We start from the raw sequence: 19,799 nt of genomic DNA on the forward strand, positions 1-19,799 counted from the left end.
TTTTGCAGACAGCCTACAGCGCCGCCGCACCCAAGTCACGAATTTCAGGCAGGCTTACGTAACATCGCGATGAAAAAACCGTCCATGCCGCCGTGATCAGGCCAATAATCAGGCCGCAAACGCAGCCCGCCTTCGCTGCTTTGCCATGCGGGATCAACGCCTTCGATCAAAACCGCATCCCGTTCGACCTTTAGATCGGAGTGCCGCTCAAGCGCCCAATCAACCTGGCATTCTCCCTCATCAGGCAACAGCGAACAGGTGCAAAAGACCAGACGCCCACCGGGTTTAAGCAAACCCAAGGCGCGGTCCAGAAGATAGCCCTGCAATTCAATCAAACCCGCAATGGCACTCCCGTCCTTGGCATAAGGCAAATCAGGATGGCGCCGCAAAGTCCCGGTGGCCGAACAAGGCGCATCCAACACCACCGCATCAAATGGCCCGTCTTCATAGTCCAGCGCATCGGCCACAACGACCTCGGCCTCAAGGCCGACCCGCTGCAGATTCTCGCGCACCCGCCCCATTCGCTTTTCTGAAATATCCAAAGAAACAGCATGTGCCCCAGATGCTGCGATCTGCATGGTTTTCCCACCGGGGGCCGCACACATGTCCAAGATGCGCTCACCCTTTTGCGGCGCAAGGATGCGCACCGGCAAAGCGGCAGCCGCGTCCTGCACCCACCAGTCACCTGCCTCAAATCCCGCAAGTGCCGAAACCTGACCGGCCTCCGGAATCCGGACGCTGCCAGTCGGCAAGACCGTACCGCCAACGGCCTTGGCAACCGCTCTTGGATCGCTTTTCGCGGTCAGATCAAGCGGCGCGCCGCGGCCATGGGCGCGCTCCATGGCGACGATTGCCTTCTCGCCGTAAGCCTCTGACAAAGGCCCGCGCAACCATTTCGGCAATCGCGCGAGGGGCAGTGAATGCCACCGGTCAAAGCCCGCATCACCCACTTTGCGCAGCACCGCGTTGACCAGCCCCTTCATACCCTGGGTGCGCTTGTTGGCGGCCACAATGCTGACCGCATCGTTGACGACACCGTGGGAAGCCGACCCCATTTCGGCCATCTCCACGACGCCCAGACGGAGCACATTTTGCACAGCAATTGGCGGCGTTTTCTTCAAGAACCGCTTCAACACGCGATCTGCACGGTCCAAATGGCGCAGGGTTTCCGTGGCCAAACGCTGCGCGCGAGCGCGGTCGGCAGGGGCCAGTGTATCCAACCCAGATGTCAGCTCGGACAGCTGCCGCCCTTCGTCGATGACAGCGGTCAGCAGGCGCACGGCGGCGCGTCTTGGGGCAAGTCCGGCATCGCTCATCTGCGGTCCTTTGTCTGGCTTGTCTGGATGCGTGCGCGGCGTATATCAAAGGCGAGCCGCACACAAGGATGACACCCATGAGCGATCACAACGACTTGCCCCCCGCCGCCCAACGCGCGCTGGCCGAAGCCGAAGAACGTCGCAAAAAAGCGAAGGAAAAAGAGCTGCCTGTTGAATTGGGTGGCCGCGACGGGCCGGAGCCCGTGCGGTATGGCGATTGGGAGAAAAAGGGCCTCGCCATAGATTTCTAAGGCTAAGAGTTTTCAGAACAGTTTTGCCGCTAGCGCAGCGTCAGATCCGCAAACTGTCCCGTTCCCCGATCAGACGTAAAACGGATCGTCTGACCGTTCAGCTTCACTTCCTGGCAATTGTATCCAAGATCCCGCTGCCCCCAATAGAGATCCCGGCAGAAATAGCCGTCCTGCCACGTCCAGTTGCCACGCACATCACGCCCAAACGCGCGTCCGATGATCTTGCCGTCCGGCGTCACATCAAGGCCGATCCCCATGCGGGTCAGTTCTTTGTTCTCAACAGCCTGAACAAAGCGGGTCTTGTCCGAGATTTTCTGGAACGCCTCCGCCGACGCGGGGGCGACGATGAGCATGGCAAGAGCAGCAGCAACTAGGCGAAACATGTCGATCCTCTATCGGTTGTGATGCCCTTTTTACGGAGCATCAGGCCGATTGGATCAAAGACCAAGCACGTCGAGCATGTCATATTCGCCGGGCGGCTTGTCCTGCCCCCAGATCGCAGCCTTCAGTGCGCCGCGTGCAAATACCGCCCGATCAGAGGCAACGTGGCGCAAGGTGATACGCTCTCCGGTCGCTGCGAAAAGCACGTCATGCTCGCCCACGATGTCGCCACCACGGATCGCGGTGAAGCCGATATCGCCGCGTTTGCGGGCACCGGTGATGCCGTCACGGCCACTGTCAGAGACGTCCTTGAGCGATACGCCACGGCCCTCGGCGGCGGCCTCTCCCAGCATCAAAGCCGTGCCGGAGGGCGCATCGACCTTTTGGTTATGATGCGCCTCGATCACTTCGATATCGTAGTCGTCATCCAGCGCCGCAGCGACCTTTTTTGTCAGCCGAACCAACAGGTTAACGCCAAGGCTCATATTACCAGCTCGCACGATGACAGCGTGGCGCGCGGCGGCGTTCAGCTTTTGCAGATCATGCTCGGTCAGACCGGTCGTGCCGATCACATGCACCGCGCGGGCTTGGGCGGCGAGGGTCGCAAATTCCACGGTGGCATTTGGCGCGGTGAAGTCGATCACGGCTTGCGCTTTGGCGAACGCTTCCAAGGGATCATCCGTGACCGGAACCCCCAACGCAGCGCCACCCATCGCCTCGCCGATATCGCGACCGATCCAGTCGTGACCTTGCCGTTCAAGGCAGCCGACCAGCTTGACGCGGTCGCTTTCGCTGACGGTCTTCACAAGCATTTGACCCATGCGGCCAGAAGCGCCAGTGATTACAATGCCAGGCAGGTCGGTCATGATCTCTCTCCGTTACGTCACGCTTAACTAGCGATGCGGCGGATGCTTGGCAACGCGGGCCGAAAGGCGTAAGTCGCCCCTATGGCAAAGAACCGTTTTGATACTGGTCCCGGACCGTCCCAAAGACAGCTGCGCGTCGGTGAACTGATCCGGCGCACGCTGTCGGATGTGCTGAACCGTGGCGATCACCATGACCCAGATCTGGGACGCATGTCGATTACTGTGGGGGAAGTTCAGGCCTCTCCCGATCTCAAGATCGCGACGGCCTATGTGCTGCCTCTAGGTGGCGGCGATGCCGAGCTGGCGCTGTCGGCTTTGCGCAAAAACCGTCATGAACTCAGGCGGTTAGTGGCCAAAGGTCTGACGCTGAAATATGCGCCAGAGCTGCGCTTCAAGATCGACGAGACCTTTGACCGGATGGACGACACCCGCCGCATGTTCAGCCAGGACGCGGTGCGGCGCGATGTGGAAAGCGACGACTAAGTGGCACGACGCAAAAAGGGCCGCGATATCTCGGGCTGGTTGGTCGTGGACAAACCCGCCGGGATCACCTCAACCGCGGTTGTGAACAAGGTGCGCTGGGCGTTTGACGCCAAGAAAGCGGGTCATGCGGGCACGTTGGACCCTGAAGCGACCGGTGTTTTGGCGGTGGCGCTGGGCGAAGCGACAAAGACGGTGCCTTATATTACTGATGCATTAAAGGCCTACGTCTTCACCGTGCGGTTGGGGCAAGCGACCAACACGGATGACGCCGAAGGCGAGGTGATTGCCCAAAGCGAGACCCGCCCCAGCGATGCCGAGATCGCTGCCGCTTTGCCGCAATTTATCGGCGATATTCAACAGGTTCCGCCTAAATTCTCTGCCGTGAAAATCGACGGCGAACGCGCTTATAAACTGGCGCGGGAGGGGGAGAATGTGCAGATCGCAGCGCGGGATCTGTATGTTGATAGCCTTGAGGTTCTTGAGCGACCGGACGCAGATCACGTCACGCTGGAAATGGTCTGCGGCAAGGGCGGCTATGTCCGCTCTATCGCGCGCGATCTGGGTGAAAGTCTGGGCTGTCATGGCCATGTGCGCGAGCTGCGACGGGTCTGGTCAGGGCCGTTTGAAGCGAGCGACGGGATCACGCTCGAGACATTGGACGAAATGGCCAAATCCCCGGAATTAGACGATTTTTTGCGCCCACTTGAACAAGGCCTGGACGATCTGCCAGAGCTGAAATGCACGGCCGAGGGGGCCGCGCGGTTGCGCAATGGCAACCCCGGCATGATGATCGCCAGCAACGCGGAATATGGCGATGAGGCCTGGGCCTCGTATGAGGGGAAAGCCGTTGCAGTCGGCGTCTATAAGGCCGGAGAACTGCACCCAAACCGCGTTTTCAACACCTGAAGACAGCGCGTATGGTTTGCGTCTGGTTTCTGTATGGCTCAGGTATGGCACCTGTACGTACAAATATCTGCCGATGGGGCGCGCGATGATTACCAAAAGTCACACCAAAGGAGATGCCCCCTCGATCGCGATCTATTCGGACTGCGAGCGATATCGCTATGCGCTGACGCGGATCTGGGACGATGCCGGGCAGCGGGCGCATTTCATCATGTTGAACCCGTCTACCGCGACCGAAGTGCAGAACGACCCGACGGTCGAGCGCTGTGAACGGCGTGCGCGAGCGCTGGGCTTTGGCGCGTTTCGGGTGACGAATATCTTTGCATGGCGCGACACGGACCCGCGCAAGATGCGCAAGGCGGCGGACCCTGTCGGGCCTGAGAATGACGCGGCAATTCTCGAAGGCTGTGCTTGGGCGGATCGCAATGTGGCCGCATGGGGCACCCATGGCGAGCATCTGGGGCGCGGACCCGCGGTTGAGGCGCTTTTGCGCAGCGCGGGGCATCCGCTGTATCATCTGGGGCTGAGCAAGGCAGGGCATCCGAAACACCCGCTCTATATCGGGTATCAGGTGCAGCCGGTGTTGTGGGAGGTCTGAATGATCGACGGGTTTACGCAAAGCCGCGTGGTAACGAATGGGCTTGAGTTAAGTGTGCATCGCGCGGGCGTGGGCGCACCGCTGATTTTGCTGCATGGCTATCCGCAGAATCATCATTGCTGGTCGCTTATCGCGCCCGAGCTGGCGCGGCATTTCGATGTCATCATCCCTGATCTGCGCGGTTATGGCGATAGCGATGCGCCCGAAGATGACGGGGCACATTCGATCTATTCCAAGCGCGAGATGGCCCGCGATATCGTCGGGCTGATGGAGGCTTTGGACATCCCGAAGGCGCATGTCCTTGGCCATGACCGCGGCGGGCGCGTGGCATATCGAATGGCGCTGGATCATCCTGAGCGGCTTGACCGGCTGGGCATTATAGAGATCGTTCCGACGGGTGATTTCTGGGCCGCTTGGAGCGCTGATCTGGCGATGAAAGCCTATCACTGGACGTTTCTGGCGCAGCCTGCGCCTTTGCCAGAGCGGATGATCGGCGCGGACCCAGAGGGCTATATCGACTGGACGCTGAAAAGCTGGACGTTGGCCGATCGTTTGACCGTGTTCCCCGACGCAAGCTTGGAGAGCTATCGCGCGCAGGCCCACGATCCGGCGCGCGTCCATGCGATGTGCGCGGATTATCGGGCGGGCGCAAGTTTCGACAAGGCGCTGGACGAGGCGGACAAAGCAGCAGGCCGCAAGATCGCGGCTCCGCTGATGTTTCTCTACGCCGAGGGCGGGTTTCCCGCAAAAACCGGCGATCCGGCGGGCGCGTGGCGCGCTTGGGCGGAGGATGTGCACACGGCCACCTGTGAAAGCGGCCATTTCGCGATGGAGGAAAACCCGGACGCGGTGCTGCGGGCTTTCCTGCCGTTCTTCAAGGAACCCGCTGCCTAGACCGGCGCGACGGCCAGATCGACCAGAGAGATCGTGCCTGTCACCTCGGCCACCACGACGCCATCGGCCAGAACCTCGTGTTGTCCCCCGCCCAGATCGTTGAGCGTTAAGGTGGGCGCAGGTGTGCCATCGGGGTAGAAATAGACAAAGTTGTCGATGCCGGTGCTGAAATCGGTGATCGTTGGAGCTTCGCCCGGTGACACAAATGTGCCGGTGGCAAATTGATCCGCGCCATCGCCACCCGTGGCGGTGTCATTCTCGCCCATCAGGATACGGTCATCGTCTTCGCCGCCATTCAGCGTATCGGCCTCGTCCTGATCATCCGCCGGGAAGGGCGAGACCGTGCCATCCGACAAGGTGACGGTGCTGGTGCCGACCAGAACATCCTCGCCATCGCCACCGTTCAGAATATCGGCGCCAAGCCCGCCTCTCAGGAAGTCATTGCCAGTGCCGCCATCAAGCGTGTCGTCCCCTTCATCACCGAAAAGGGTGTCGTCATCCGCCCCGCCATTGAGCGTATCGGCCCCCGCGTTGCCGACAAGCTGATCCTCCCCGGTGCCGCCGTTGAGCGTGTCGTCACCCTCGCCACCAAAGAGCAGATCGTCGCCCGCATCGCCATTCAGCTCGTCATTGCCGTCGCCGCCATCCATCTGATCATCGCCATCGCCGCCAAAGAGCTCATCCGCGCCTGCCTCACCAAAGAGACCGTCGTCGCCGTCGCCCCCGTCAAGCGTGTCATCACCCTCGCCACCGAAGAGGCCGTCACGGCCTTCCTCGCCAAAAAGCTGGTCATCGCCGTCGCCACCTCTGACCCTGTCACTACCCTCTCCGGCATTGACGGTATCGTCGCCATCTTTTGCGTCGATGAGGTCAGCTTTGGCGCTGCCGGTCAGCGCATCATCACCGTCAGAACCTTCGATGAGATTGTTGAGTGAGATAGTCGTCTTGGTTGTGGTGATTTCGACATCGTCGTCGTCGTCGTTATCTTCATCCTCTTCAACGGCTGCATCAATAGCGTAGCCAAGCCCTGCCAAGAGCAAGAGCGATAAAATGACCGATCACATGTCGAAAGAAACTCCGGATAAACTGCGCGCCGCGCGTTGATATGATCGGTTTAGTTTAAAAACCAATCATGGCGCAACTATGACCCGAAGGCATGAATTTATTTCCCGTTTAACGCATCTTACGCAGGCACGAACGGCACGACGGACAGGTCTGTTTGTGCGATTGAGCCTGTGACCCTCGCCACGACAACGCCATCGGCCAGAACTTCCTGCGTGCCACCACCGAGGTCTTGCAGCGTCAACGCGGGGGCAGGATCGCCCTGCGGGACATAATACTGGAAACTGTCCTCGCCCGAGACGAAATCGAGGATGGCAGGTGCCTCGCCCGGATCAATCCAGGTACCTGAAATGAACGTATCCGCGCCATCGCCGCCTGTGCCGATGTCGTCTTCGCCCAGAATCAGCGCGTCATCCCCGGCCCCGCCAAGAAGCGTATCGGCATTGTCGAGATCGGAGCCGTTGATCTGACCATTCACAGGATCATTGGACGTGGTCACGGCATCTGTTCCAACCAGGATATCGTTGCCATCCCCGCCGTCCAGGGTGTCGCTGCCGCGCCCGCCCAGCAGGATATCCTCACCGTCGCCACCGTTCAGGATGTCGTTGCTGAACCCGCCTTGCAGAAGGTCATCGCCCGCCCCGCCCGAAAGCGTATCTGCACCGACGCCACCGGACAGCGTGTCATCGCCGTCGCCGCCCTCAAGCGTGTCGCGGCCAATATCGCCTTCGAGCGTATCGTTACCGGTGCCGCCTTCCAGTTGGTCATTGCCCAGCCCACCTTTGAGCGTGTCATCATCTGCGCCACCGCGCAAAATGTCGTTGCCGGAATCGCCGCGCAGGATGTCATTGCCAGTGCCGCCTTCAAGAACGTCCGCACCTGAGCTACCCCGGATCACGTCGCCGTTGCTGCCGCCATGAATACGGTCATTTCCGGTGCCGCCATCAATCGTGTCATTGCCGGTAAACCCACGGATCACGTCATTTCCGGAACCGCCAAAGATGGTATCGTCGCCGTTCCCGCCGAGCACAAAGTCGTTGCCACCGCCAGCATCGATATCGTCATTGCCAATGCCACCGTCTATGTTGTCATCGCCGGGACCGCCCTGAATCGTATCATTGCCGTTGCGGCCATTGATCTGGTCATCGCCTGGTCCACCGTCGATGTCGTCATCGCCGGACCAACCCTGAAGCGTATCATCACCGGGACCGCCAATGATTAGGTCGTCTCCGGCGCGGCCGTCGATGGTGTCGTTTCCATCGCCGCCGGTAATCTGATCATCGCCCGCCTCACCTTTTAGTGTATCGTCAAGCGGTGTTCCGTCGATGATCAGATCTGTTCCGCCGCGGGTCAGGGGCGGGTCTGGTTGCGGCTTTGGCTGGGGATCGGGCACGAGATCGGTGTCTTTGTCCTGATCTGTGCTTTCCGTGTTATCGTCGTCACGATCGTCATCGTCATTATCGTTGTCGTCGTTACTTTCACCAAAAAGAGCAAACCCCAACCCTGCAATCAGCAGGATTGGCAAAGCGACCAATTCAAACATTCTTCACTTCCCCCAAAATACAAGAGGACCCTTAACGCGAGAAGCGAGGGCGGGGAAGAAGAATAGCCCTTTGATTGTTGGAAATTTGAGGTCAATTACCCAAACACAACTTGCTGTTTCAATTTAGGAAACAATTTACCACCTTAGGCTGAGCGTTAACCAACTTAGCGATGACAGCCCTCTCCATAAAAAGAGTTCACTTACCTTTGCCTGCTACCCCCGAAAGCGGGGTGGCTTTTGAAAGGGGTGGCTTATGTTTGGTTTGATGGGGTTGTTCAGCCTCTTGGTTGCCGGTGGGGCTGTTGGTTCGATCTGGGCGGATAACACCGAGGTTGAAACTGACGAGGCCATGACCTCGGAGGTGGAGGATCTTTTACAGGACAATACCAATGTCCTCACAGCGGTTCTGGATGGTGCACCGCTGGAAGGCAGCGCGGGCAAAGATCTGCTTGAAGGCTGCACTGGCGAAGACCTTTTGAACGGCGGGGGTGGTGACGACATCCTTGATGGTGGCGACGGCGAAGATCAGCTTTGGGGCGGGACCGGTGATGACGCCCTTCTGGGCGGGGCCGGGCTTGACGATCTGATCGGCGAGAACGGCGATGACCGGCTTGCAGGCGAAGAGGGTGCGGATGCTCTTTTCGGTCAAAACGGGGATGATGTGCTGTCAGGCGGTGTCGGGGACGACACGCTGGTCGGTGGGGCCGGTGAAGACAGGCTTTGGGGCGATGAAGGCGATGACAGCCTTGCTGGCGTGGCGGGCGACGACTTGCTTGTTGGCGGCGCGGGCCATGACACGCTTATGGGCGGCACCGGCAACGACCTACTGATCGGCAGTGACCTGGTGCAAGGCGGACCGACCTTGGCCGAGGAGATCACCGACGAGATTGACGTGATTCTGGATAGCGCCGGCCTGCCCGCGATTGAGGGCGCCGTTGGCAGCACGGTGGGCGGCGCGCTGAACCTTGAACTGGGCGACAACGGTAAAAATGAAGGCGAAAGCGCAGACGATCAAGACAGTGACCTGCCAGAGCTTGTCGAGGATGAAACCGTCGATCATCTGAATGGCGGTCGCGGTCACGATACGCTGATCGGTGGGCAGGCGGACACGCTCCACGGTGGTCAGGGCTCGGACACTTTTATGCTCGACATCCGCGGCAGCGGCGCTCCGGCAGAAGTGATGGATTTTCAACAGGACGATGGGCTGGTCCTGATCCACGGGGATGATGACCCGCCGTCGGACGTGACCGTGCATGTTTCTGACACCGATCCGGATATGTTCGAGATCACGGCTGACGGCGATCTGGTCGCAAAGGTGATTGCACCGGACGGGTTGAGCGTGGCGGACGTGGAACTGCTGGCCTATGCACAGGTGCAGCAGTTGTTGGCGGGGCAACTCGGGTAGGGCGCGTTACAGTATGATGTTGAGGCGCAACGCGCATACGCAGGTCGTTGATAGGTGATTAGGTGCAATTAGACCAATTGGGGTAGATTTTTCTCTCCCTCCCGGAAGCCGAGGCTCAGGGCGACTGCCGCAAAGTGGATGGCAACGAGCCCGATACCTTCATAAATCAGGTGCACCAGCAGGTTTATCGGGTGGTAATCGTCAGAGGGCAGCGCCAAGACGACTTGTAAGACAAATACGGCGACAAAAAGAACTGCCGGAACACCAAAGCTACCGATAACGAGCCGTTTCAGAGTTGTGCCAAATGTTGTCCTTGCGATCAGTCTGGCGTCTCGCAAGCTCAGTTTTTCCCCAACGGCTGCGGCGGGGAGACCCCCCCCAAACATGGCAAGGATTATGCCATTGGGCAAAAGTGCAATGATAGCTGAGATGATCAGGCTGGCCATAAAGAGGTCACTGTCCTCAATGGAAATGTTGCCAAGGCTCATCCATGCCCATGTGATCAATCCAACGCACATGAGATACGTTAGGAAAAAGAGGAAGTAAAATCCCATAAAGCGACCTTGCCGTGCCTTGACCTGATCTTTACCGGTCTGACGCCAAAACTCGCGTCTGAAGCTGTAGTCTTCATCAAGCAAAACCATCCGATGAGACGCCATCGCAAGTATTGCATTTACCACGATCAGACCGCCCGTTGTTGAAAACTCAGTCAGTTCAATCACGACGAGAAAGGCGGCCAGGAACAGGAACAGAGGCGCATTTTTGAACAGTGTTTCGAGGCCGATCTTGAACATTCAATTGCTCCTTAGCGAAATGAGGTTTGGCGCATGACCTGCTAGCTTTCAAAGGAGGCTAGAATATGGCTCAGCCCCGTGGGCCGGTCGAAAGAAGAACCATGCACGCGACCTTCCACAAAACGCTTTCTTTTCAGGCAGAATCCTCCTATACGCGCGCATCCGCTTGGAAACGGGCGGAGCCTCTCCATGGGCCTTGCTGGACGACATCCCGGCTTGCGCCATCACCCTTAACCTTTTGAAGGAGACCCCGATGTCGATCACTGCTGAAGAAAAAGCCCGCGTGATGAAAGAGTTTGGCACCAAAGAAGGCGACACCGGTTCGCCCGAAGTTCAGGTCGCCATTCTGTCCTCGCGGATTGCAACGCTGACTGAGCACTTCAAGACCCACAAGAAAGACAACCACGGTCGTCGTGGCCTTTTGAAAATGGTCGCTCAGCGCCGGAAACTTCTTGATTACCTGCGCGGCAAAGAAGAGCAGCGCTATCAGGATCTGATCAAAAAGCTCGGCCTGCGTCGCTAAGTCACTGAAACCGCGCCCCTTCGGGCGCGGTTTTCGCATGGGAATGCCAATAAGAGGCATTACCATCAACTCAATCCGAAAATCTGTATCGCCGGGCCCGACGTGCAGATTGGATTCGAAAGGGCCAGGGGCATCCGGCCCCTACGCAAACGGCGCGAACGGCGCGCCAACATAGGAAACGTGATGTTTAACGTAACGACGAAAACGATGGAGTGGGGGGACGAGACCCTCACATTGGAAACGGGCAAGGTCGCCCGTCAGGCCGATGGGTCTGTGATTGCAACGCTTGGTGAGACCTCGGTCATGGCCAACGTGACTTTTGCCAAGCAGCAAAAGCCGGGTCAGGATTTCTTTCCGCTGACCGTGCACTACAACGAAAAATACTATGCTGCCGGTAAAGTGCCTGGTGGTTTCTTCAAGCGCGAGGCGCGCCCGACGGAGAAAGAGACGCTGACAAGCCGTCTGATCGACCGTCCGATCCGCCCGCTGTTTGTCGACGGCTTCAAGAACGAAGTTCTGGTGATCTGCACCGTGCTGTCCCACGATCTGGTCAATGATCCCGACATCGTCGCGATGATCGCCGCGTCCGCCGCGCTGACCATTTCCGGCGCACCTTTCATGGGCCCGATCGCCGGTGCGCGCGTTGGTTATGTGGACGGCGAATATACGCTGAACCCGTCCATCGACGACATGCACAAGCTGCGCGACAACCCCGAGCAGCGCCTTGATCTGGTCGTCGCAGGCACCAAAGACGCCGTCATGATGGTGGAATCGGAAGCCTACGAGCTGACCGAAGCTGAAATGCTGGGTGCTGTGAACTTTGCACACCAGCAGATCCAGCCGGTGATCGACCTGATCATTGATCTGGCCGAAGACGCCGCGAAAGAGCCGTTCAACTTTGAAGCGCCCGATTACAGCGATCTGTATGACGCCGTGAAGACGGCTGGCGAAGATGCCATGCGCAAAGCATTTGCCATCACCGACAAGCAGGAACGCACGACCGCAGTTGCCGAGGCCCGCGAGACCGTCAAGGCCGCGCTGACCGAAGAGCAGTTGGAAGATGCCAACCTTGGCTCGGCCATGAAAAAGCTGGAAGCCAGCATTCTGCGTGGCGACGTTGTCAAAACCGGCAAGCGTATTGATGGCCGTGAACTGGCTACAGTTCGCCCGATTGTTTCCGAGACAGGCTTCCTGCCGCGGACACACGGTTCGGCGTTGTTCACCCGCGGTGAAACGCAAGGTCTGGTTGTGACCACGCTGGGCACCGGCGACGACGAGCAGATGATTGACGCGCTGCAAGGCACCTATCGCAGCAACTTCCTGCTGCACTATAACTTCCCCCCCTATTCGGTTGGTGAAGTGGGTCGCTTTGGCCCTCCGGGTCGTCGTGAGATTGGTCACGGCAAACTGGCATGGCGCGCGCTTCAGGCGGTTCTGCCTGCAGCAACCGACTTCCCTTACACCGTGCGTGTGGTGTCGGAGATCACCGAATCCAATGGCTCGTCCTCGATGGCGTCGGTCTGTGGTGGGTCGCTCTCCATGATGGACGCAGGTGTGCCGCTGAAAGCACCGGTTGCCGGTGTGGCCATGGGCCTGATCCTTGAGGATGACGGCTCTTACGCGGTTCTGACGGATATCTTGGGTGATGAGGATCACCTGGGTGACATGGACTTCAAGGTTGCCGGTACTGAAAACGGCATCACGTCCTTGCAGATGGACATCAAGATCGCTGGCATCACGCCCGAGATTATGGAGAAAGCCCTGGCCCAGGCCAAGGACGGCCGTCTGCACATTCTGGGCGAGATGAACAAGGCGCTGTCCGGCGCTGCCGACTTCTCGATCCACGCGCCGCGCATTGAAACGATGACCGTGCCGACCGACAAGATCCGTGAAGTGATCGGCTCGGGCGGTAAGGTCATCCGTGAGATCGTGGAAGTGTCCGGTGCCAAGGTCGACATCAACGATGACGGTGTGATCAAGATCGCATCGGCCAACGGTGAATCGATCCAGAAAGCCTATGACATGATCCACGCGATTGTGGCCGAGCCTGAGGAAGGCGCGATCTACACCGGTACGGTCGTCAAGATCGTCGACTTCGGTGCGTTCGTGAACTTCTTTGGCAAGCGCGATGGTCTGGTGCACGTGTCCCAGATCGAGAACCGCCGCCTGAACCACCCTTCGGATGTTCTGAAGGAAGGTCAGGAAGTGAAGGTCAAGCTGCTGGGCTTTGACGATCGCGGCAAGGTGCGCCTGTCGATGAAGGTTGTCGATCAGGAGACCGGCGAAGAGATCAAGAAGGAAGACGCTGAGTAAGCGCCTCTTTTCTGACAGATGGAAAGCCCCGGTGGAAACGCCGGGGCTTTTTTCTTGGGTTGATTGCAAGGGGTAGAAAAGCCTTCAGAAGGCTTTTGGGGAAACTCTTGTTAAGAGTTTTCAGCGCTCACGACCGCTCGCATTTTTGTCACCAAAAGCACGCAAAATCCCCTAACGAGCCTGTGATGTGCTTTTGCGCACATAGATCACGATCAGCGTGCGCGTTTTCAGCTTGGGGGTGCAGTGCCATATCTACTGCATCGGAAGGCAAACACTTCCACCCGAACACACTGAACACGACACACTGAAAGGACTTACACCATGACACGCTTCGCACTTATCTCCGCTCTGATCCTCGGCGCTTCGGCTCCGGCATTCGCATCTGATTTCAACTTGGGCGTCACCTCGCCTGCCGAGGTTGCAGATCAGCATGACTTTGGCAGTGACTTTCGCGCCTCCAACGATCTGGGCAAAACCTCCCCCGCCGAAGTTGCAGGTAATGATTTTACCTCGAATGGCGACGTGATCTCGACCCAGAATCTTGACACGCTGCGCCTGCTGGGTGTGACTTCTGCTGCTGAGATTGCCGCTGCCCAACGCTAAGACATGAAGATCACGCGCCGCTGACCGCCGCCTCACGGCGCGCACATGACGCACCACTCGCCCTAACAAAATAGGTCTGCGGACCTCATACGGGTGCGTTGTGGGAAACCGGTTCTGACCCTCGGGTCGGGGCCGGTTTTTTCATTTGAGCGACTTTCTGCCACCACAATCTGACAGCGTCACAGAACGGTTACACTACCGTCACACGGTCTTTGTGGAATCGGTCCAATTACGGCCCCGATTCACCCGAAAACCGGTGAAGACAAGCAACCCAATTTTCCAAAAGAGGAAGCTGCCCATGTCGCGTGATGACATCATCAACGATCCTGAATACGGCAATAAAGCCGAAGCCTTTGAGGCCTTCGACGACATCCCCACAAACCCCCACCTCGACAACACCATCGGCGCTGTGATCAGCCGCCGGTATGGCCGCCGCGATATGCTGCGCGGCATGCTGGGTGTGTCTGCGGCGACCGCTCTGTTTGGCACATCTGCCATGATCGCGCCCAAGCAAGCTGCCGCCATGAGCGCCGAGAGCCGTTACAAATTTGACGAGCTGGCCTGGGGCAACGACACCGAGCACCACATCGCTGAGGGATATAACGCCGACATTCTGGTGCGCTGGGGCGATCCCATCACCGCAGATGCGCCTGAGTTCGATGTGATGAACCAGACCGCCGAAGCACAGGCGCAGCAGTTTGGCTATAATAATGACTATGTCGGCTTTGCCGAGGTCGAGCCGGGCCGTGGTATGCTGTGCGTGAACCACGAATACACCAACGAAGAAGTGATGTTCCCCGGTCTGGGTCGTCAGGACCGTTCTGGTTTTGAAGGCATGACCAAAGAGCTGGTCGATATCGAGATGGCCGCCCATGGCGGATCGGTTTTCGAGATCGTCAAAGGCGACGATGGCAAGTGGTCGGTCAATCGCGACAACCCGGCCAACCGCCGGATCACTGCCAATACCGAGATGACCATCGACGGCCCTGCGGCTGGTCACGACCGGATGAAGACCAGCTATGACGACACCGGCACCATGGTGCTGGGCACGATCAACAACTGTGCCGGCGGCATGACACCCTGGGGCACCTACCTGATGGCCGAGGAGAACTTCCACGGTTATTTCTGGACCGATACGGTGGATGCCGATGGCGATCCAGATGTCTCCGCACAGCCCGAAGCGGCCTCGATGGAGCGTTACGGTGTTCCCGGGCGCTGGTATGCCTGGGGTCAGTATCACGACCGCTTCAACATCGACAAAGAGCCCAACGAAGTGAACCGCTTCGGCTGGATCGTCGAAGTGGACCCGATGAACCCCGATGCCGCACCAATCAAGCACACCGCGCTGGGTCGTTTTCGCCATGAAGGCGCTGAGACCACGGTCGCCAGCGACGGCAAGCTGGTGATCTATTCGGGCGACGACAACCGGTTTGACTACCAGTATAAGTGGGTGTCGGCTGAGGTTGTGACGGACGAGAACTCTGTCTTTGGCTCCAGCCTGCTGTCGGAGGGCACGCTCTATGTGGCGCGCTTCAACGAGGACGGCACGATCGACTGGCTGGCCCTGACCCATGGCGAAGGCCCGCTGACCGCCGAAAACGGCTTTGAAAGCCAGGCCGACGTCATGATCGACACGCGCCTTGCTGCTGACCTGCTGGGTGCGACGCCGATGGACCGTCCCGAAGACGCGCAGCCGCGTGGCGATGGCACGGCTTATATCATGCTGACCAACAACACCCGTCGTCAGACCGATCAGGTCGATGCTGCTAACCCGCGCGCGGAAAGCAGCTTTGGCCATATCATCGAGATCAAGGAAGAGGGTGGCAACCATTCCGCCACCACAGGCACATGGGATATCCTTGTGAAATGTGGTGATCCGACGATTGCCGAGGTCGGTGCCGAGTGGAACCCCGAGACGTCCGAAAGCGGTTGGTTCGGTTCGCCCGACAACTGCGCCATCGACGCGGACGGGCGTCTTTGGATTTCGACCGATCAAGGCTCCAACTGGGGCAAGACCGGTAAATCCGACGGCCTTTATGCACTTGAGACAGAGGGCGAGCTGCGCGGTCACTCCAAGCTCTTCTTCCGCTGCCCGGTGGGTGGTGAGCTGTGCGGGCCCTACTTTGCCGACAACTCCCAGACGCTGTTCCTCGCGGTTCAGCACCCTGGCACAGACGGCACAAAGGACTTCGTGGGCTTCGAGCGCGACTCGACCTTTGAAGACCCGGCAACCCGCTGGCCCGACTTTGATCCCGCCATGCCGCCGCGCCCGTCGGTGGTTGTCGTGACCAAAGAAGACGGCGGTGTGATCGCCGTTTAAGTTACAACAGACCGAAAGACGGAGCCCCGCCGTTACTGGCGGGGCTCTCTATTTCAAGCAGACCTTTTCCGCAAAACGGCCCAGGTCAGGCCGCAGGATACTTAAAGTCAGCTGCAACAAGCTGGTGCCACCGTCTTTGCCGATGCGCGTAGAACCGACGCGCAAAAGCCGCAACAAACGGCGTGAGAGGCCCAGCCTCAATCTCAATCCAATCACTGTAAAGCGTTCCGTTGCCGTCTGGTTCAATCGTTATCAGATGATCCCATCTTCGGATCAGTGCGCTGAAGCCGTTGTCGCGCACATATCGTTTTAGGCCTTCTGGTTGGGGCCTTGAGACACGCCCCGTTTGCTCCCCCAAAGGCAAGCGTCCGTAGAACCTGAGCCGGAAGCGATAGTCCCGCTCCTCCCATTGATCGGGAAGGACCAAAGGCTCAACAAGGTCAAAACGCAGGACCGGGGACGCGACAAACATCAACAAACGTGGCGTGTTGACCTCTTCCCAAACACGATCGGCAGAGGCCTGCAAGCGCGTCGAGAGGAGCACATGTTGCATGGATTTAAAGTACCATAAGACAGGTCTGAGACATAGGTCGGTTCAGCAGGTTGGGCCGGGAAATAGCAGGCTTGGGCAAAGCGCGCAGATAGGCTAAACATTGCTGATCCCGCAATCTCACCGGGATAGGGGAAACAAAAGCATATGAAGCCAGTTTTTGCCGTTGTGGCTGTGTTGTTGTGCGCCGCCTGCGCCACAATTCCCAACATTGACGATGCCGTCGTTGCAGCACCTGTCAATTGCGACACGGCAGAGCGTGACCTGATTGCGCTGGAGCAGATGCGACCCACCCGCGAACGCGCGGCGATAGTTGTTCTCAGCACACTAACGCCGGGCGGATTGGTGTCGGGCATCGTGACCAACGACATGGAAGATCGTGGCCGTATCTTCGACGGTAGCTTCGCGCGCGAGGTCAACGCAAAGAAACGCGCAATCCGCGAAACATGTGACCTGAACCGGGCGCTGGATCCGGTTGCGCCAACGCGCCCGACGGCGCGGAATTTGGACGAGGTCACAGTAGTGGCCGATCAGCCCGACACAACGACCCTTCAAACAGAGGCCCCGCCGAACGGGATCGGCGAGGCCCTTGATCCGTTCCGGACCTATTCAGACGGGTGACTTGGTCTTACGCAGGTAAGGCAGAACCGCGTCAAAATCTCCGAATTTCTCTTTGGCATCCGCATCGCTGACCGAGGGCGGGATAATCACATCTTCGCCTGCGACCCAATTGGCTGGGGTGGCAATACCGTGTTTGGAGGTTGCCTGCAGCGCGTCCAGCGCCCGCACGATCTCGCCAAAGTTGCGTCCAACCGTCATCGGGTAGGTCATCGACAGCTTAAGCTGCTTGTCCGGCCCAATGATAAAGACCGAGCGCACGGTGGCGCTGTCGGCAGGGGTGCGACCATCGGGCAGATAGGCCTCGGCAGGTAGCATGTCGAACGCTTTGGAGACCTCAAGCCCGATATCGGCGATGATCGGGAACCCGGCCGTCGCACCGGATACCGTCTCGATATCGCCTTTCCACTTCTTGTGGTCCTCAACCCCGTCAACAGACACACCAATCACCTTGGTGCCACGTTTTTCCCACTCGTCTGCCAGCTGGGCGACAGCGCCAAATTCAGTCGTGCAAACGGGTGTGAAGTCTTTCGGGTGGGAAAACAGGATCGCCCAGCTGTCGCCGATAAAGTCGTGCAGGCTGATGCTGCCCTGATCGGTTTCGACCGTCAGATCGGGGATCGTGTCGTTAATGCGCAGGCCCATGTCGTGCCCTCCTGTCAATGAATTGCTGTTGCCTGATATCTATAGGCTCTGCAGGGATTCGCTAGGGAGGATCGGCGCAAAAGGGCGCGTGGTTTGCGAAATCGCGCTGGCATAGAACGCCATTCCAAGGGCTGCCCGTCAGGCTGAACGACAGCCCTTGAAAGGCGGCAGTCCCAATGAAACAGTGCCGCAACATTAAGGGAGACCACCATGATCGAGAAACGCGATTTTTACATCAACGGGGCGTGGGTCGCACCGTCGAAACCCCAGGATTTCACGGTCATTGACCCGTCCACCGAAGAGGCTTGCGCAGTCATTTCGCTTGGATCGCAAGCGGATACGGATGCCGCAGTAGCCGCTGCACGCACGGCGTTCGAGGATTGGGCGTTTGTACCGAAAGCCGAAAAGATGGCTTTGCTGAAAGAGCTGCTTGAGGTCTACACGGCACGGTCCGAGGAAATGGCCCAAGCGATCAGCCTTGAGATGGGCGCGCCGCAGGACCTGGCGCGCGCGCAACAGGTTGGCGCAGGCAGTTGGCATCTGGAAGGATTCCTCAAAGCATTCGAGGCGTTCGAGTTTGATCGGAAATTCACCGACACCGAGATGACGCTCTATGAACCCATCGGGGTTTGTGCGCTGATCACGCCTTGGAACTGGCCGATGAACCAGATCGTGCTGAAAGCGATACCGGCGCTGGCGACAGGCTGCACGATGGTGCTGAAACCCTCCGAAATTGCGCCTTTGTCCGGACTGCTGTTCGCTGAGTTCATTGACGAGGCGGGTTTCCCGAAAGGTGTGTTCAACCTTGTGAATGGCGATGGCCCCGGCGTGGGCAGCCAGCTTTCCGCGCACCCGGATGTCGACATGGTCAGCTTTACAGGCTCCTCGCGCGCAGGCATCGCGATCAGCAAAGCCGCCGCCGATACGCTAAAACGCGTGAGCCTTGAGCTGGGCGGCAAAGGCGCGAATGTCATTTTCGCAGATGCAGGTGCCGAAGCTGCCGGACGCGGTGCGGTCCGTTGTTTCCGCAACACCGGGCAGTCTTGCAACGCACCAACCCGGATGCTGGTTGAACGCTCGATCTATGATGCCGCCGTGGAAGCCGCGGTTGAGACGGCGAATGCGACCGGCGTCGGACCAGCCTCTGAAGAAGGCAAACATATCGGCCCGCTGGTGTCCGAGGCGCAGTTCGACAAAGTGCAAGGCCTGATCCAAAAAGGCATCGACGAGGGCGCGCGGCTGGTTGCCGGGGGTGTTGGGCGACCTGACGGCCTGAACCGCGGCTTTTATGCGCGGCCCACGGTATTTGCCGATGTGACCCCCGACATGACGATCTACAAAGAGGAAATCTTTGGCCCCGTCCTGTCAATCATGCCCTTTGATACCGAAGAAGATGCGATCCGCATTGCCAATGACACGCCCTATGGCCTGACCAATTACATCCAGACACCTGACGACGAAAGACGCCGCCGCGTGGCGCGTCGCTTGCGCTCAGGCATGGTGGAAACCAACGGATCAGGCTTCGCCCAAGGCTCGCCCTTCGGTGGCTACAAAGCGTCCGGCAACGGGCGTGAAGGCGGCACCTTCGGGCTTGAGGAATTCCTCGAAGTCAAAGCCGTGTCCGGCTGGAACTCCTAAGCGTTCAAAGGCGGCGTTCACCTCTGATTAAGGTTAACGCCGCCCCTTCTTTTGTCCTTAAATACCTCCGCCGGAGGCGTCCGACGGGGGCCC

General features: G+C 58.9%; 19 protein-coding genes. 12 read left to right on the forward strand and 7 right to left on the reverse strand.

Annotated features, from left to right (window positions below):
* Positions 1–44: 44 nt before the first annotated feature.
* Positions 45–1,316 carry an RsmB/NOP family class I SAM-dependent RNA methyltransferase gene (locus tag KUW67_RS09205; protein WP_224824995.1) on the reverse strand — a complete coding sequence of 424 codons (1,272 nt, stop codon included), beginning with the start codon at positions 1,314–1,316 and terminating at the stop codon, positions 45–47.
* 77 nt (positions 1,317–1,393) lie between these two features.
* Between KUW67_RS09205 and KUW67_RS09210 the strand changes: the two genes are divergently transcribed.
* Positions 1,394–1,567: a DUF1674 domain-containing protein gene (locus KUW67_RS09210; RefSeq protein ID WP_224824996.1), complete on the forward strand. Its 174-nt coding sequence runs from the start codon at positions 1,394–1,396 to the stop codon at positions 1,565–1,567.
* Positions 1,568–1,596: 29 nt separating this feature from the next.
* Here the strand turns inward: KUW67_RS09210 and KUW67_RS09215 are convergent, their stop codons facing one another.
* Together KUW67_RS09215 and dapB are read right to left on the reverse strand one after the other, a co-directional pair.
* Positions 1,597–1,950, reverse strand: a complete 354-nt coding sequence (locus KUW67_RS09215) for a dihydrodipicolinate reductase (protein ID WP_224824997.1) — start codon at positions 1,948–1,950, stop codon at positions 1,597–1,599.
* 54 nt (positions 1,951–2,004) lie between these two features.
* The gene (gene dapB / locus KUW67_RS09220) at positions 2,005–2,814 is read right to left on the reverse strand and encodes a 4-hydroxy-tetrahydrodipicolinate reductase (protein WP_224824998.1); all 810 of its coding nucleotides are present in this window, start codon (positions 2,812–2,814) and stop codon (positions 2,005–2,007) included.
* 81 nt (positions 2,815–2,895) lie between these two features.
* On the opposite strand from dapB, the gene rbfA reads away from it, so the two are divergent.
* The 4 genes from rbfA (at position 2,896) to KUW67_RS09240 (ending at position 5,692) form a co-directional block, all read left to right on the forward strand.
* On the forward strand, positions 2,896–3,297 hold the full coding sequence (rbfA, locus tag KUW67_RS09225) for a 30S ribosome-binding factor RbfA (protein WP_224824999.1): 402 nt from the start codon (positions 2,896–2,898) through the stop codon (positions 3,295–3,297).
* Complete coding sequence (gene truB, locus KUW67_RS09230; protein ID WP_224825000.1) at positions 3,298–4,203, forward strand: tRNA pseudouridine(55) synthase TruB; 906 nt, start codon at positions 3,298–3,300, stop codon at positions 4,201–4,203.
* A gap of 85 nt (positions 4,204–4,288) precedes the next feature.
* On the forward strand, positions 4,289–4,798 hold the full coding sequence (locus KUW67_RS09235) for a DUF1643 domain-containing protein (protein WP_224825001.1): 510 nt from the start codon (positions 4,289–4,291) through the stop codon (positions 4,796–4,798).
* A complete protein-coding gene (locus tag KUW67_RS09240) occupies positions 4,799–5,692 on the forward strand; it encodes an alpha/beta fold hydrolase (protein ID WP_224825002.1) in 894 nt (297 codons plus the stop codon). It abuts the gene before it with no gap.
* Here the strand turns inward: KUW67_RS09240 and KUW67_RS09245 are convergent.
* Together KUW67_RS09245 and KUW67_RS18440 are read right to left on the reverse strand one after the other, a co-directional pair.
* Positions 5,689–6,726: a calcium-binding protein gene (locus tag KUW67_RS09245; protein ID WP_224825003.1), complete on the reverse strand. Its 1,038-nt coding sequence runs from the start codon at positions 6,724–6,726 to the stop codon at positions 5,689–5,691. The two genes, KUW67_RS09240 and KUW67_RS09245, sit on opposite strands and share 4 nt — an antisense overlap.
* Positions 6,727–6,875: 149 nt before the next feature.
* Positions 6,876–8,297 (reverse strand): calcium-binding protein, encoded by a 1,422-nt coding sequence (locus KUW67_RS18440; RefSeq protein WP_304522391.1) that lies wholly within the window; start codon positions 8,295–8,297, stop codon positions 6,876–6,878.
* A gap of 253 nt (positions 8,298–8,550) precedes the next feature.
* Between KUW67_RS18440 and KUW67_RS09260 the strand changes: the two genes are divergently transcribed.
* Complete coding sequence (locus KUW67_RS09260) at positions 8,551–9,702, forward strand: calcium-binding protein (RefSeq protein ID WP_224825004.1); 1,152 nt, start codon at positions 8,551–8,553, stop codon at positions 9,700–9,702.
* A gap of 68 nt (positions 9,703–9,770) precedes the next feature.
* Here the strand turns inward: KUW67_RS09260 and KUW67_RS09265 are convergent, their stop codons facing one another.
* Positions 9,771–10,496 carry a hypothetical protein gene (locus KUW67_RS09265; protein WP_224825005.1) on the reverse strand — a complete coding sequence of 242 codons (726 nt, stop codon included), beginning with the start codon at positions 10,494–10,496 and terminating at the stop codon, positions 9,771–9,773.
* Between the two features lie 253 nt (positions 10,497–10,749).
* Between KUW67_RS09265 and rpsO the strand changes: the two genes are divergently transcribed.
* The 5 genes from rpsO (at position 10,750) to KUW67_RS09290 (ending at position 17,426) form a co-directional block, all read left to right on the forward strand.
* The gene (gene rpsO, locus KUW67_RS09270) at positions 10,750–11,019 is read left to right on the forward strand and encodes a 30S ribosomal protein S15 (RefSeq protein ID WP_224825006.1); all 270 of its coding nucleotides are present in this window, start codon (positions 10,750–10,752) and stop codon (positions 11,017–11,019) included.
* 183 nt (positions 11,020–11,202) lie between these two features.
* The gene (gene pnp, locus KUW67_RS09275; protein ID WP_224825007.1) at positions 11,203–13,332 is read left to right on the forward strand and encodes a polyribonucleotide nucleotidyltransferase; all 2,130 of its coding nucleotides are present in this window, start codon (positions 11,203–11,205) and stop codon (positions 13,330–13,332) included.
* A 321-nt stretch (positions 13,333–13,653) separates the two neighbouring features.
* Positions 13,654–13,935 carry a hypothetical protein gene (locus KUW67_RS09280; protein WP_224825008.1) on the forward strand — a complete coding sequence of 94 codons (282 nt, stop codon included), beginning with the start codon at positions 13,654–13,656 and terminating at the stop codon, positions 13,933–13,935.
* Between the two features lie 298 nt (positions 13,936–14,233).
* Complete coding sequence (locus KUW67_RS09285; protein WP_224825009.1) at positions 14,234–16,255, forward strand: PhoX family phosphatase; 2,022 nt, start codon at positions 14,234–14,236, stop codon at positions 16,253–16,255.
* Between the two features lie 697 nt (positions 16,256–16,952).
* Entirely contained in the window at positions 16,953–17,426 is a 474-nt protein-coding gene (locus KUW67_RS09290) for a hypothetical protein (RefSeq protein ID WP_224825010.1), read from the forward strand.
* Here the strand turns inward: KUW67_RS09290 and KUW67_RS09295 are convergent.
* On the reverse strand, positions 17,415–18,068 hold the full coding sequence (locus KUW67_RS09295) for a peroxiredoxin (protein WP_224825011.1): 654 nt from the start codon (positions 18,066–18,068) through the stop codon (positions 17,415–17,417). The genes KUW67_RS09290 and KUW67_RS09295 overlap by 12 nt on opposite strands.
* Positions 18,069–18,278: 210 nt before the next feature.
* Here KUW67_RS09295 and KUW67_RS09300 point away from each other — a divergent pair, with 210 nt between their 5' ends.
* Complete coding sequence (locus KUW67_RS09300; RefSeq protein WP_224825012.1) at positions 18,279–19,706, forward strand: aldehyde dehydrogenase family protein; 1,428 nt, start codon at positions 18,279–18,281, stop codon at positions 19,704–19,706.
* The last annotated feature ends 93 nt before the right edge of the window (positions 19,707–19,799 follow it).

Source organism: Cognatishimia sp. MH4019, assembly GCF_020177595.1.
Classification (GTDB): Bacteria; Pseudomonadota; Alphaproteobacteria; order Rhodobacterales; family Rhodobacteraceae; genus JAHTBL01.